We start from the raw sequence: 14,795 nt of genomic DNA, 5'->3' as shown, positions 1-14,795 counted from the left end.
TGTCGAATTAGTCGATTAAATCTTCTACGCCGACGATAACCCAAGGCGCATCGCCTTGTGTCTTTCTTTCCAGGTGCCAAATTTCGTGAATTGGCTCTTCCTGCTTATCGCCAAGGTCACGATATTTACCTTTGAACATCACACTGACTTCCCAGGCGACCGGGGTGGTTTCTGCACGTACCAACTGAGCATCAACAAACATCACTTCGGTTGCTACGTCACCGTGTTGCGCACGGTCTTGTTTGAATTCTTCAACCAGTTCCGGGCTCAGGTACTCGGCGAGGGTCGCAAAGTCACTCTGGTTCCAGGCATTCTGAACTGTGTGATAGTGATCGCGCGCGCCTTGCAAGAAGCCATTCACATCAAAATCGGCAGGTAAGTTAAAGGGGACCTGTTCCTGCTGTTGACCAAATCCACCGCTTACCGGAGCTGATTGTGGTTGCTGACGAAACTGTGGTTGCTGGTTTTGCGGTTGCCCACCATTGTTTTGGCCAAAGTTGCCACCACCAAAGTTCCCACCTTGCGGCATACCCGCCATATGGGGTTGTTGACGTTTGGCCATAAAGGATTTGATCACCTTGAACAACACAAAAGCCAGGATGGCAAACAAGATCATTTCCATAAACTGGAAGCCTTCAAAGTCATCGCCCATCATGGCCGCGATCAGACCTCCTGCAAGTAAACCACCCAGTACGCCTGCCATGATGCCTTTTTTATTGGACTTAGGTTTAGCGGTATTAGGTGCCAGAGTCTTAGTATCGACTTGTTTTTTTTGTGCTGTGGTGCTGGTTGCGTGGGTTTTACCCGCGCTTTTCTTGCTGCCGAATTTTTTCCGTGCTTCTGCACTGAAGCTGGTAGATACCAGAACGGCAATGAGTGTCATTAAAACAACAAACTGTTTCATGGTGTTCCTCTGAGTTTTAGTTCTGAACGCATTGTAGTTAATCAATGCGGTGAAGCGAAGCGATTTCAAGAGCCTACTCTTGTAACTTGGCTCCAGATTTTTTATAAGGCAATGATATATAATAGGTTTTCTTGGATTTTGATTAGCGTCGAAATATTCTTGCTAATTGTTCGAAAATATCTGTTAAAGCTGTATTTATTATCAGCTATTTGTTCTTAAAACTTGGGGAAATGATAAAACCTCAGCACCCATAACCTGCTTGGGGCTGAGGTATTAATCTGCAAGTGGCGCTTACAACCAACGCAGTGATTCTGTCACGGCGGTTTGATACTGCTCCAGAGGGGTATCGAGATTTGCCACTAAAATGGTATCTGCGCGATCTCCGGGTTTGATGCTGCCGCTAAAGCGTCCATCAGCAAAGCGTTCATTGTTGCTCTTTGTATCATCATTATCGGTTGGCACGATAAAAACAGTGACCGGTCCATGATCTGACTGGAAGATCAGGTGTAAGCTGCGTTGTCCTTTAAAATTACAAAATGTCGCGTAGGTCACTTTGCCGGGCATAGCTTCAAGCTTGCCACCAAACATTGCCAGTTTCTCGTTGACTTCCTGAAGTTGCACCTCGCGTGTTAATGCGAGCGCTTCGGCTTCGTAATAGACGTGCTGTAAGGCATGTTCGCCAGCGTGTAATGGTGCATGGACTGACGTGGCGAAGTATAAGGATACTGCCAGTAAAGCCGATGCAGCCGTAGCAAGCGGCGCCTTGAAGCGCCGGTACCAGGCTAGTTGTTTGACTTCGGCGGTTTGCTGCATCGAAGTATCTGTATCTGCCTGCTGTTTCGCCAGAATTTTTTGTGCTAAATCATCAGGCACAGAAATATCTAACGCACTATGCAGTGTCGCATCAAAATCTTGCATCTCTTTAACGAGACGCTGTTTGGCCGGATCGGTGTCTGCCTGAGCAACTACATCCTTATCATTGGGATCGGCAAACAAGCGGCGGCGAAATTCGAGTTCATCCATCAGTTTGATGCCCCTTTTGCTGTTTCGGTCACTTGTGTTAAAGCCTCTTTCAATTGGTTTCTGGCACGATATAACCTGGTCATCACAGTATTCTTGTTGAGTTCCAGGATCTGTGCGATTTCTTCGCCGGAGCAGCCCATCACAACTTGTAATAGCAGTGGTTCACGGTACTCAGATGACAATAAGCTGATCTGTTTTTGGATCATCATTTGCTCAGTCTGTGAGTCGGGTGAAGCGCTGCTGGTATCAATCAGCGTGTCCTGCTCGACATCGGCATAATCAAATTGTTTTCGTTCAAAGCGGCGCGCATTCTCACGCCGCAATATGGTTAATAACCAGGACTTGGCGGCGCTATCGTCCTGCAAAGCGTCAAGTGAACGCCAGGCGCGCAAAAAGGTTTCCTGAACCAAATCCTCAGCAATGGTCGGGTCCTGGCACAACCAATAAGCAAAGCGATAAAGCTCTTTGTTGTAGACCTGGACCAGACTTTCGTAACGTTTTTGTTTTGTGGTCATGCTAATAAGACCTTGTCTCTAGCAAAGTTATTTCATCAAACCGAAGAAAAATTAATACAACGGCTCAAGATGCTGTTTTTTAGAGTTTTTAATCTGCTTATGTTGTGCCGCTAAAAGGCGATACAGCAACACCAGATCAACATTCTCCTGCTTGGCACTATAGAGCGCGCCTTGCAACTTTGCAATTTCGTTTTGCAACTCCTGGCTAAGTTGGTGACGCCAGGTATGAAGTTGCACATGGCCTTGAGCATGGGCAAGGGCTTTTAGCCCCTGATAGCAGGCGGCTAAATCAGCGGCTTTAACGGCATGCTTGATCTGCTGCATTGCTTGTGTTTCGTCCGGTGTTACTGGTGTCTGTTCGGGTGCCTTCCCCTTGACTGGTTTTGACTGACGAGTCAGAAACCAAATCACTAAGGTGACGAGCCACAATAGATAGCCCGACGCAAGCAGTGCCCAGTCAAGCCAGGTTTTTTCTGCATTCTGGACGACAACTTGTGGCTTGGAGTCGGTATCTGTTTGCCTGGGGACTTCGATAAAGGGGGCTGGTGCAACGGATACCTGGTTTGGATCGGCTTTCACCTCAAGAGTGCGTGATGGCAAAGTTGCATATTGCACTTTGTTAATGACGGTATTGAACCACGGCACTTTGATCTCCGGCAGAGTGTACGTCCCCGGCGTTTGAGGGAGCAGGGCGTAGGAGGCGATCAATTGAGAGATCACCCGACCATCACGGGTCATCTGTTTGCGATCAGTCTCATCTGGATAAGTCCTGAAACCATCTACATCGGGTACCTCTATGTCAGGCAGTTGTTCTTTAGTTACACCGAGTGCTGTGAGTGTCAGAGTACGTGTGATTGGTGTGCCAACCACAACGGCTTGGTCGCTTGGCTGCCATTCTTCACTGAGGTTGACCAGCTCGCTGGGTAGCCAGGTGCCCGAGTAGGTGTCGGGGATTGGCTTGACCTCTACCTCAATGTTGTCGCCCATCGCCGATACAGCCAGACGACGGTAGCCCTCGCGTATTTGGCCATTAAAGATGGGCGGTTCAAGTGTAAAGGTACCGCTTTTTTGTGGTTGGACCAGGTATTCTCGAGTCACTACCATATAACGACGACCATTAACGATTTCATAGTCTTCACTTTGTTTGCCCAGCTGTGCAATTTGTGCGTCTTGCATTTGTGGCGCACTGAGCTGACCATCAAGCAGATCCTGACCTATATAGAGTTTCACTGTGTACAGCGCAGCTTGCTGCACATGTAATGTGTCTGGCTTGAGGGTCGTTTTAATAAAGAGGTTTTGCTGCGCTTCGCCATCTTGTTCGCGGGCAAGCACTTTGAGTTTGATTGGACGGGACTGTTGGCCCGCCACCTCAAAGCTGGGAATGGTAAATTCGCCAGCTTTACGTGACAACAGCTGCATTTGCCAACTGGTCGTGCTGCTCATGCTGCCATTGATGATGCTGGTTCTGGAGCTGGTGCTGATTGGGCTGGTGACAAACTGGCCACTCAGCGCGCTAGTGTCAGGGATTTGGCCCGAGACCTTGCCGTTGGCTTCTATGGTCAATGTAAAATATTCACCGACCAACACCGGGTTTTTATCTACACTGGCGCTGAGTTGGTCTACGGCCCAGACAGGCATCATTGTAATAAGTAAGATCACGGATCCCAGTAATCGCGTTACCATGATTTTTCGACTCCTCGCGGGTGACGCTGGCGCACCCGTTGTTGTGATTCTAATAACATTTTGTTGCGTAGCAAGATGGCCGGATCGTCCGGCACTTTACGAAGTAACTGGTCTAGTTGCTGTGCTTTTTCTTTCTCTTCTGGCGTCAGCGGGCGACTTTGCATCAGTTGCTGTGTATGCTCAGATTGTTCCTCACCGTCAACAGGCTGTTGTTGAGCTTGTTGTGCAGATTGAGCGGACTGCTCAGTCTGTTCTTGTTGCTCATTCTGTGCGGCAGATTGCGCCAGTTCAGGCGCATTCTCATTGTCTGATTGTCCAGCGCTATCTGAGTCTGAACTTTGCTGCTCTTGCGCGTCACTGTCAGATTGCTCGCCATTTTGCTGCTCGCCTTGCTGGTTACTCTCTTGCTGTTCACTACCTTGTTGCTGCTGCCCGCTTTGTTGATCATCACCTTGCTGCTGGCCATCTTGCTGTTGCTCGCCATTTTGTTGCTGATCTTGTTGATCGCCAGATTGATTCTGATTGTCAGACTGATCGCCATTTTGCTGTTGTGACTCTTGTTGCTGGGCTTTTAGATCTTCAACAAGCTGCTTATTGTCCTGTGCTTGTGTGAAGTCAGGGTCCAGTTGCAAAGCCTGTTCATAGGCCGCAATGGCCTCGTCCAGTTGCCCTGATTTAGCCAGCGCATTGCCATAGTTATACTGGCCAATGGCTGAAGTCGCATGTTTAAGTTGTTCCGCTGCCTGCGCGTACTCACCGGCTTTGTACAGAGCCGTCCCTTTTAAAACGGGATCCTCAGCACGCTGGGCTTGTTCGAAGTCACCTTGTTGATATGATTCCAGTGCCTGCTGGTCCTGGTTTTTAAACCAATTGCTCCAGTCTGCACTATATCCGACTTGCGGCTGTATCAGTGCCACGACTAAAATTGCCAGCGTAAGTGGCTGAGAGCGCATTAACCACAGCGCCAGCGGCACTATGATAAATAGCAGGTATTTACCTGCATCCAGGTGCCACAGGGCCTCGCCCGGTTGCTCATTGCTATCCAAGTCTGTAACTTTATGAGGTGCAAATGTTTTGATGTCACTGTCGCTGTGCGTGTAAGTGGCATAGCGGCCTCCCTGACGCGAGGCGAGGGCTGACAGGCGCTCAGGGTAGAGTTTAGGGACTACAATTTGTCCATAGCGGTCTTTCAAAAAGCCCCCCTCGGGCAGGCCAATTGGTGCACCTTCCAATGTGCCAATACCATACACGTGCAGGGTATAATTTGTGCCATTAAATAAATCTGAGATATCCGCCAGTTCGTCTTGCTCTACTTCATCGCTGATCAGGATAATTTCACCTTCTGCGTAACCGGCCTGGTCGAGTAAGATCTTGGCCTGATCCAGGCCTGCCAGCACGTTAGCGCCTTTGCTGGGCATAATTTCAGGGCTCAGGCTGGGCACCAGGTTTTCTAGTGTTTTAATATCATCCGTTAATGGCGACACCACAAAGGCATCTCCTGCATAGGCAACCAGTGCAGTATCACCTTCGGTAAATTGACCAATCATATCCAGGGTTTTGAAACGGGCCTGGGTCAGTCGGTTAGGCTGAATATCTGTGGCATACATTGAGTAGGACATATCCATGACCAGTACCCGGGCTTGTTTGCTTTTAAAAACCGGTACCGTGTGTTTTTCAAAGCTGGGTCCTGCTGCGGCCAAAATACTGAGTAACAACAACAGGCTGACCAGCCAGGGTGTACTACTACTTTGTTTTCGGGGGCCATCTTCCAATACGAACTGTGCAAGGTGCGGGGCGATCAGTTGGCCGTCGTTATTACGATGACGTTTAATCCACTGTATGCCAGTCAGCAGTAGCCAGGGAAGGAGCAACCACAACAAAGCGGGGCGAATAAAAATAAACTCGGTCATAGTGGCTTCACTCGCAATTGTCTGATGGCTTTACTGAGTAACGTCAGGCTCCATAACGCCAGCGCCATTAGTAAGGGGATATAAAAGAGCGACAGTCTGGGTCTGAAGGTTTGGTTTTCATCGGCTATCGGCTCAAGTTTATCGAGCTCTGCATAAATCTGCTGTAGTCCTTTCACATCTTTGGCCCGGAAATAGGCGCCACCGGTTTCAGAGGCGATGTGCTTGAGGGTATTCTCATCTATGCTGCTGCCAGTCATTCCGCCCATGCCAAACAAGCTAAACCCACCCTGGCCATCCGAACCGACACCAACGGTATAGATTTTAATGCCTTCTTCGCGGGCGAGGATCAGCGCTTCTTCCGGTTTCAGATTACCGGCAGTATTTTGGCCATCGGTGAGCAGGATTAAAATACGGCTGCTTTGCTCTTTTTGGTTGAAGCGCTTAACCGATAACCCAATGGCGTCACCTATGGCGGTTGCGCGCCCAACCAGACCTATCTGTGCTTCGAGTAACATCTGGCTGACGGTTTGTAAATCCCGGGTCAGCGGGGTTTGTAAAAAGGCGGTATCGCCAAATAAGATCAGGCCCAGTCGATCTCCCTGACGTTCAACGATGAAATCAGACAAAACCGCTTTGACCACCGACAGGCGGTCGACATATTTGCCCTGGTACGCCATATCTTGTTCTGTCATTGAGCCAGACAAGTCAACGGCCAGCATAATATCGCGTCCTTCGTTGGGTAAGGTAATGGGGTCATCAAGCCAGCTGGGGCCACTCAGTGCCACAATCAGGCATAACCAGATCAATGCTTCTAACACATTAATGCTGCGTTTCGGGCGAGCCATATTTTGCCCGGAGCTACTTTGTTGCTGATAGCCGGGCATCCGTAAGCGGATCTGAGTTTGTGCAGTGGTTGGCTTAAAGCGTGCAATCAGCCAGGGCAGGGGAAGCAAGAGCAGCGCCAGTGGCCAGTCAAGTTCAAACATTGACGGCCTCCTTGGTTTTGAAGGTTCTAATTGCCGCCATCAGCTTAGTGCACGCCAGCGTCGGGTTACTACTATATAATGAATTGAGGTCCTGCTGGCTGAACTGCTGACTTGTGAGTTTGTTTAGCAACGTCAGCCACTGTGCTGTAGGCTGAGCTGCGTGCTCATTGCCATAATAGTGTCGGGCCAGACGTTTGAGTATGCCGTGTAATGCCAGTGCATCCTGAGTATGTTGTTCACTCAGCTGAATGGCTTCGCGTTTGGCTGCATTATGCTGCCATTTTTTGACAGCCAGCCAGATACTGACGCTCACTATCAAAATGGATGCAATGATCACCGCCCAGCTGGCAGGGGTAAGCGGCCACCAGTCAACCTGCTCGGGTGGGATCACATCATGAAGCGCGTCTAAGGGGTTCTGCATCATCATTTACCTGGAGATCTGGGTTTCAATTGGCGCTGAGGCACAAAACGTTTGCATGGTCATTCCGGCACGCTGCAAGCGTGCCAGTCTGTTCTGAAAAGCTTGCTCAGCCTGCTCGGCAAACTGGGTTCTGAATTGCTTATCCGCTAAGGGTAAAGTCCAGCTGCCAGACGCGGAGCTGACTTCTATTGCATCCTTATAAGCCGGTAAGGTGTGCTCAAACGGGTCGCTGATCTGGCAGCCAATCAGTTCACAATGCCGGCTAAGGTGCTCAAGCTGCTTAAAACTGGCTTCATTGAGCTGACTAAAATCTGAGATCAAGTAGATAAGACTGCCGGGCTTAGCCAGGTGTGACAAACGTTTCAGGTTATTGTCAAAGCTTGAGGCTTGATTATCGCCGCGCTGAGCGAGGCTTTGTGCATGGATGTCACACAGTTGGTGACAAAATGCCAGCACCCCTTTGTCACGTGCGGTGGGTTTAAGTTCATGGTGACCGTGTTCGCTGAACACGACGCCACCGAGTCGATCACCACGGGCGCACGCAGACCAGGCAACCAGGGCACTCAGGTGGGCAGCCTGCACAGACTTAAGCAACAAGCGACTGCCGAACAGCAACGGGCTGGACAGATCGCAAAAAATAAACACCGGACGCTCCTTTTCTTCCTGATAGAGTTTGGTATGCGCTTCTCCGGTGCGCGCAGTCACACGCCAGTCTATGGCACGGATATCATCCCCGTACTGGTACTGACGTACTTCTGCAAACTCCATCCCCCGACCTTTATGCGGGGCCAGATACTGTCCGGCCTGATCGCTGCGAATAGCACGTTTAGGCTTGAGGTCCAGCAGGCGAGCTTTACTTTTATAGTACAACAGCTCTTTGAGTGTCAGTTCAACACCATTGCTGTGGCTTTGTGTCAGCCAACTAGTGTGATCAACGGATTGCATAGCATGCTTCATAATCGCAACCACTTACGGAACGGGTACCAGTTCCAGAATACGGCTGATCACCTGATCTTTGCTGATCCCATCTGCCTGTGCTTCATAGCTCAGAATGATACGGTGGCGTAGAACGTTATGCAGCACGGCCTGAATATCATCCGGTGTGACAAAGTCTTGCCCTTGTAACCAGGCATGGGCGCGAGCACATTTATCCAAAGCAATGGTCGCTCGCGGGCTGGCACCATATTCAATCCAGGCGCCCAGCTGCGTGTCCAGTTTGGCCGCTTCACGCGTGGCGATGATTAATTGTACCAGATATTGTTCAAGCGGCTCAGCCAGATGCAGTGAAAGTACTTTTTTACGTGCTTCAAACAAGGTTTGTTGTGAAATAGGGGTGAACTGCACACTTTGTTCTGATAGCGCTTCGCCACGGGTTAAGCGCAGTATCTCAAGCTCAGTGCTGGCTTGCGGGTAATCAATATTGAGATGTAACAGGAAACGGTCAAGCTGCGCTTCTGGTAGCGGGTAGGTCCCTTCCTGTTCCAGCGGGTTTTGTGTTGCCATCACCATGAAAAGCTCGGGCAGTGGATAGGTTGTTTTGCCAACCGTGATCTGTCTCTCCGCCATTGCTTCGAGCAGTGCAGACTGCACTTTGGCCGGTGCCCGGTTAATTTCGTCCGCGAGGATCAGGTGGTGAAACAGAGGGCCTTTTTCAAACACAAACTCGCTGGTTTGCTGGCGATAGATGTCGGTACCGGTAATATCGGCAGGCAACAAGTCCGGGGTGAACTGAACGCGCTGAAAGCTTCCTTCAATGCCCTTTGCCAGCGCATTTACGGCACGGGTTTTAGCCAGCCCCGGCGGGCCTTCAACCAATAAGTGGCCATCAGCCAGTAGGGCGATCAATAGCGCTTCTGTCAGTGCGCTCTGACCTAAGATTTGCGAGTCGAGGTAGTTTTTCAGTTCACTAAATGCGTTTACTGCCATGGTGCTTTGTCCTTGTTGTGACAAATTTTTTGCTTATTTATAAGGATTGAGGCGCAAAACTCAAGGTTTTGCGGGCGTTTTTTTGTAACTTGATTAGACACTGAATTGGGTAAAAGTTCATAAATCTTCATTTATTTTTCAGTGACTTTTTGAATTGAACAAAAATCAGACTAGATTTAAAAGCGGCAATTGGATAGGCCCTGTGAGTCGTGCTTGAATTACAAGATTTTCTAATTAGCTATTGGCATTAAGGATTCGGTTGTTTAGAATCAAGCGACAATAACAGGTCAGACCTGTCAGCGGGAGAGCAAAATTCATGTCTGAACAAAACATTCTAAAAACAACAACAGGGGACCGCATTGCCATTGTTTCTGGTTTGCGTACGCCCTTTGCTAAACAGGCCACGGCCTATCACCATGTACCAGCACTGGACCTGGGTAAGGTCGTCGTCAATGAAATGCTGGAACGTCTGAATATCGATAAAACAGAGATAGATCAGTTGGTCTTTGGTCAGGTTGTGCAAATGCCTGAAGCACCTAACATCGCGCGTGAAATCGTGCTGGGTACAGGCATGCCTGTGTCAGTCGATGCTTATTCTGTTTCGCGTGCTTGTGCCACCAGCTTCCAGGCTGTGGCGAATGTTGCGGAATCGATTATTGCAGGTCATACGGCTGTGGGCATTGCCGGCGGTGCAGATTCATCGTCGGTATTACCGATTGGTGTGAGCAAAAAGCTGGCAGGCAGCCTGGTTGATCTCAACAAGGCGCGTACTTTGTCACAGCGTCTGAAAATTTTCTCCAAGCTGAGACTGAAAGACCTGATGCCGGTACCTCCTGCGGTTGCAGAGTACTCAACGGGCTTGTCTATGGGTCAGACTGCAGAACAAATGGCCAAAACCCATGCAATCAGCCGTGCTGATCAGGATGCACTGGCGCACCGTTCACACACCCTGGCTGCCAAGGCCTGGGATGATGGCTTGTTAAAAGATGAAGTCATGGCAGCGCACGTTGAGCCGTACAAAGGCTTTATTGATAAAGACAACAACATTCGTGCGAACTCGTCACTGGAAGGCTATGCGAAATTGCGCCCGGTTTTTGACCGTAAGCACGGCTCTGTGACAGCGGCAAATGCGACACCACTGACTGATGGTGCGGCTGCGGTACTGATGATGAGCGAAAGTAAAGCCAAAGCACTGGGTTACGAAATTCTGGGCTATGTACGCAACTATGCATTCACCGCTATCGGTGTGCACGAAGACATGTTGATGGGTCCGGCTCACTCCACGCCACTGGCACTGGAGCGCGCTGGTCTGACTCTGCAAGACCTGGATTTAATTGAAATGCACGAAGCGTTTGCGGCGCAAACTCTGGCTAATATGAAGATGTTTGCCTCTGATAAATTTGCTCAGGAGAAGCTGGGTCGCAGTAAAGCACTGGGTGAAATCGATATGGATAAATTCAACGTAAACGGTGGCTCTTTGGCCTATGGACACCCGTTTGCAGCAACAGGCGCGCGTCTGATCACACAAACCCTGAATGAGCTGAAACGCCGTGGCGGCGGGCTTGCGCTGACTACCGCTTGTGCGGCTGGTGGTCTGGGTGCAGCCTTTGTATTGGAGAGTGCGTAATGTCAGTATTTAGTTATGAATTAAACAGCCACCGCGTGGCCATCGTGACCATCGATGTGCCGGGCGAGAAGATGAACACGCTGCGCGATAGCTTTGCCGATGAGCTTTTGACTATTCTGGAGCAGGGCCGCAATGATGATGTGACTGGCATGGTGTTTGTCAGCGGTAAAGACGATAACTTCATCGCTGGTGCCGACATCAAGATGTTGGATCAGGCAAAAACACGCGAAGATGCGCTGCGCTTATCTGAAATGTGTCAGCAAGCGTTTTTCAAAATGCAGAAACTACCATTCCCAACTGTCGCTGCCATTCATGGTGCGGCTCTCGGTGGTGGCCTTGAATTTGCACTGGCATGTGATTATCGCGTATGTAGCGACGATGACAAAACCAAGCTGGGCCTGCCAGAAGTACAGCTGGGTCTGTTACCGGGCGGTGGGGGTACACAGCGTTTACCGAAACTGGTTGGTATTCAAAAAGCATTGGAGTGGATGCTCACAGGTAAGCAAGTACGTGCCAAGCAGGCTAAAAAGGCCGGCCTGGTGGATGACAGTGTACCACACAGCATCTTGCTGGATGTGGCCATTAAACTGGCCCGGGGTAGCAAGCCAAAAGCACGCAAGCCTAAGCTGGATAAACTGAGTCAGCTGCTGGAATCAAACCCGTTTGGTCGCAACATCATCTTCAAAAAAGCGCAAGAAAATGTTGAGAAGAAAACAGGCGGCCACTATCCGGCGCCGCTGGCTATCATCAAGGCGGTCCGTGCATCGGTTGAGTTGGGCGAACTGAAAGCCTATAAAACAGAAGCCGAAGGCTTTGCCGATTTGGTCATGACAGAGGTATCTCAGTCATTACGTGGCATTTTCTTTGCCACCACTGAAATGAAAAAAGAATGGCAAAGTGACGACGCGCCTAAAATCAATCGTGCGGCAGTGCTTGGTGGTGGTCTGATGGGCGGCGGTATTGCCCATGTCAGCGCAGTGAAAGCTGGCGTGCCGGTACGAATTAAAGATGTGGCACATCAGGGGATTAGCAATGCCCTGAGTTACAGTTATAAGATCCTGTCGAAAAAGCAGAAAAAACGTATCTTGTCCAAGGCCGAGTTACAGCTGGCGATGAACCGCATCACAGGCACAACCGATTACACTGGTATGCGTCATACCGATATCGTCATTGAAGCGGTATTTGAAGATCTGGCACTGAAGCAAAGCATGGTGGCAGACATCGAGCGCGAATGTACAGAGCAAACTATTTTTGCCAGCAACACTTCGTCATTGCCGATTGCGCAGATCGCTGAAAACGCGGCGCGCCCAGAAAATGTCATTGGTTTGCATTATTTCTCACCGGTAGAAAAGATGCCACTGGTTGAGATCATCCCGCACGAGGGGACCTCAGAAGAGACCATCGCACGCACGGTTAACTTTGCTCGCAAGCAAGGTAAGACGCCCATTGTAGTAAAAGACAAAGCGGGTTTTTACGTTAACCGTATCCTGGCACCATACGTGAATGAAGCGGCGAACTTACTGCTGGCGGGAGAGCCGATTGAGAAAATTGATCAGGCCCTGGTTGAGTTTGGTTTCCCCGTTGGGCCTTTGGCACTGTTGGATGAAGTGGGCGTAGACATTGGTTCAAAAATTGCGCCAATCCTTGAAAAAGAGCTGGGTGATCGTTTCAAAGCGCCAGATGCATTCGCGCGCATGATTGACAGCAAACGTCTGGGCCGTAAAACCGGAAAAGGTTTTTACAAATACGAAAGCAAAGGCAAAAAAGTGGATGAGTCTGTCTATGACTTGCTGGGTATTACACCGGCTCCGCGTCTCAACAAGCAAGAAATTGCCAGCCGCTGCGTTGCACAGATGCTAAATGAGGCCGCTCGTTGTCTGGACGAGGGCATTATTGCCAGCGCCCGAGATGGTGACATTGGTGCCATTTTTGGTATTGGCTTCCCCCCATTTTTGGGCGGACCATTCAGCTATATGGACAAACGCGGCCTGAACAAGGTGTGTTCTGAGCTATCTACCTACGCGACCGACAATGCAGTGTTTACCCCCGCAGAGCCGCTTTTGGCAAAGGCTGAAGCAGGCGAAGCCTACTATAGTTAACTCCTTGTCTGAGCATGTAAAAAAGCCGCATTTATGCGGCTTTTTTATTTTCGGCTAAAATAAGGAGATAATTGTCGTCACCTTGTTTGCTCATCTTGCAATGGTAATTGCAGGTGATGGTGCGCGTCAGTGGCCCGGGGATAAGGCATGCACAGCAGGTACTTTTTCACTTTTATTGCCACACTTGTTAGCGCGACGGTGTTGGCGAATGTGGTCATGTTGTACATCAGTGATGATGCCAGCGATGTGATCACACGATTTGAACAGCACTGGCAGCAACAGGCCGACATTATTTTGCGAGAAGCACAGCTGCTCGATGAACTGGAACGTCAACTGAGTGACATGGACCCTGAGCACCAGGTCAGAGATTACTTGCCAGAGCAGCGCGCGTACAATACCAATACGGATGCTAATGTCGCTTTACACATAGTGACGATGATTGCTGAGCTGGACCTGAGTGATGCCGAGCGAAAGGCGCTTGATGAAGTACAACGCATTCTGAGCGCGCCTCGACAATCAACCCCAGACAAATCCTTAGACATTGCACCATTGCAGTTACTTGAAAACTCTTTTTCACAGCGACATCGCCGGTTGGACGCCGCCCTTCAGTCGTTGCGATTAGGTATGGAGGCGAGAATTGAGGAAACCAAGCGCCAGCACCAGGCGGCCCTGACCAGTGTTATCAATAAGGGCTCTGTTGAAGCCTGGCTGCTGTTGTCTTTGGTTGTCATACTTGCCTGTGCAGGTGCGGTGGTGTTACGTGGCCAGCTCAGGACCATTGAGGAGCGGGCGTGTTTGTTTGATGCTATCCCGGACGCGCTGCTTTATTGTGAGTACAGTGGCAAGATCACCCGGGTTAATCATTCGTGCACCGAATTGTTTGGCTACTCCGTTCAGGAGCTGCTATGTATGTCGGTAGAAGACCTGATCCCTGCGCGATTTAGTGATTTGCACAGCAAAGAGCGGCGCAATTTTACGGGCCGCGCACAAATGCGTCGTAAAGGGCAAAATGGCTTAAATATTATCGGTGTACATAAATCTGGTGATGAGATACCTCTGGACATCGCGATTGCCCGCACGGCGCTGGGAAAAGAAACCTACTTTGTTGCGGTGATCCGCGATCTTCGTCATGAGTTGCAACTGCAAAAAAAAGCAGAAGTCGATTTTTTAACCCAGGTCTACAATCGGGGTCAGATAGAGCAAATTCTGAATGACGAGCTGAGCCGGGCAAGTCGTTATCAGCGCCCTTTGTCAGTCATGATAGTCGACATAGATAAATTTAAGGTACTGAACGATACGCTGGGCCATCAGGCTGGCGATCGTGCACTGGCCGAGTTAAGTCGTTTTTTGGTTCATTCAGTACGCCCCAGTGACGGGCTGGGTCGTTGGGGGGGAGATGAATTTGTGCTGGTTTGCCCGGAAATTGATGCAGAAGAAGCCTTACAGATGGCACTGCGTTTGGTGCGGGCCTATTGCGAACAAAACCAGAATCAACTGAGTTTAAGTATCGGCGTGACCAGTCGCACACAAGTGGGCGAAAATTCAGATTTGGCACAATTGATTGAGGAGGCCGATCGGGCTTTGTATCAGGCCAAGGCACAGGGCCGTAGCAGAGCGGTGTTATTTGAAGCCGATCGGCACTGACTTTTTACTTTAGCCCCAAAAATCCGTACAATCTGCGGCCATTGACCAACCTGAGGG

Annotated in this window: 12 protein-coding genes; 3 read left to right on the top strand and 9 right to left on the bottom strand. The window is 49.9% G+C overall.

The window, feature by feature from the left end; all coding sequences use genetic code 11:
• Window positions 1–7: 7 nt before the first annotated feature.
• The 9 genes from QNM19_RS08650 to QNM19_RS08610 all read right to left on the bottom strand — a co-directional run bounded on the left by QNM19_RS08650 (window position 8) and on the right by QNM19_RS08610 (window position 9,368).
• Window positions 8–904: a Tim44 domain-containing protein gene (locus QNM19_RS08650; RefSeq protein ID WP_049863230.1), complete on the bottom strand. Its 897-nt coding sequence runs from the start codon at window positions 902–904 to the stop codon at window positions 8–10.
• A 291-nt stretch (window positions 905–1,195) separates the two neighbouring features.
• A complete protein-coding gene (locus QNM19_RS08645; protein WP_049863229.1) occupies window positions 1,196–1,927 on the bottom strand; it encodes a DUF3379 family protein in 732 nt (243 codons plus the stop codon).
• Window positions 1,927–2,442, bottom strand: a complete 516-nt coding sequence (locus QNM19_RS08640; RefSeq protein WP_010382077.1) for a sigma-70 family RNA polymerase sigma factor — start codon at window positions 2,440–2,442, stop codon at window positions 1,927–1,929. Before QNM19_RS08640 ends, QNM19_RS08645 begins: the two co-directional genes overlap by 1 nt.
• A 51-nt stretch (window positions 2,443–2,493) precedes the next feature.
• Complete coding sequence (locus tag QNM19_RS08635) at window positions 2,494–4,125, bottom strand: BatD family protein (RefSeq protein ID WP_049863228.1); 1,632 nt, start codon at window positions 4,123–4,125, stop codon at window positions 2,494–2,496.
• A complete protein-coding gene (locus QNM19_RS08630) occupies window positions 4,119–6,035 on the bottom strand; it encodes a vWA domain-containing protein (protein WP_049863227.1) in 1,917 nt (638 codons plus the stop codon). Before QNM19_RS08630 ends, QNM19_RS08635 begins: the two co-directional genes overlap by 7 nt.
• Window positions 6,032–7,021 (bottom strand): vWA domain-containing protein, encoded by a 990-nt coding sequence (locus tag QNM19_RS08625; protein ID WP_049863226.1) that lies wholly within the window; start codon window positions 7,019–7,021, stop codon window positions 6,032–6,034. Before QNM19_RS08625 ends, QNM19_RS08630 begins: the two co-directional genes overlap by 4 nt.
• Window positions 7,014–7,442: a DUF4381 domain-containing protein gene (locus QNM19_RS08620; RefSeq protein WP_197094225.1), complete on the bottom strand. Its 429-nt coding sequence runs from the start codon at window positions 7,440–7,442 to the stop codon at window positions 7,014–7,016. Before QNM19_RS08620 ends, QNM19_RS08625 begins: the two co-directional genes overlap by 8 nt.
• Window positions 7,443–7,448: 6 nt before the next feature.
• A complete protein-coding gene (locus tag QNM19_RS08615) occupies window positions 7,449–8,399 on the bottom strand; it encodes a DUF58 domain-containing protein (protein WP_417712018.1) in 951 nt (316 codons plus the stop codon).
• A gap of 12 nt (window positions 8,400–8,411) precedes the next feature.
• Window positions 8,412–9,368, bottom strand: coding sequence for an AAA family ATPase (locus tag QNM19_RS08610; RefSeq protein WP_284026597.1), 957 nt, complete (start codon window positions 9,366–9,368; stop codon window positions 8,412–8,414).
• A 316-nt stretch (window positions 9,369–9,684) separates the two neighbouring features.
• Here QNM19_RS08610 and fadI point away from each other — a divergent pair, with 316 nt between their 5' ends.
• The 3 genes from fadI (at window position 9,685) to QNM19_RS08595 (ending at window position 14,738) form a co-directional block, all read left to right on the top strand.
• Window positions 9,685–10,995 carry an acetyl-CoA C-acyltransferase FadI gene (gene fadI / locus QNM19_RS08605; RefSeq protein WP_049863905.1) on the top strand — a complete coding sequence of 437 codons (1,311 nt, stop codon included), beginning with the start codon at window positions 9,685–9,687 and terminating at the stop codon, window positions 10,993–10,995.
• Window positions 10,995–13,094, top strand: coding sequence for a fatty acid oxidation complex subunit alpha FadJ (gene fadJ, locus QNM19_RS08600; RefSeq protein ID WP_010382056.1), 2,100 nt, complete (start codon window positions 10,995–10,997; stop codon window positions 13,092–13,094). The genes fadI and fadJ overlap by 1 nt, the downstream gene beginning before the upstream one ends.
• Window positions 13,095–13,241: 147 nt before the next feature.
• Window positions 13,242–14,738, top strand: a complete 1,497-nt coding sequence (locus QNM19_RS08595; protein ID WP_284026596.1) for a GGDEF domain-containing protein — start codon at window positions 13,242–13,244, stop codon at window positions 14,736–14,738.
• Window positions 14,739–14,795: the final 57 nt, after the last annotated feature.

Origin of the sequence: Pseudoalteromonas ardens, from assembly GCF_030125445.1 — a bacterium.
Taxonomy (GTDB): domain Bacteria; phylum Pseudomonadota; class Gammaproteobacteria; order Enterobacterales; family Alteromonadaceae; genus Pseudoalteromonas; species Pseudoalteromonas ardens.
Note: the sequence above shows the minus strand (reverse complement) of the source record. Positions and strands in the feature narration are given on the sequence as shown.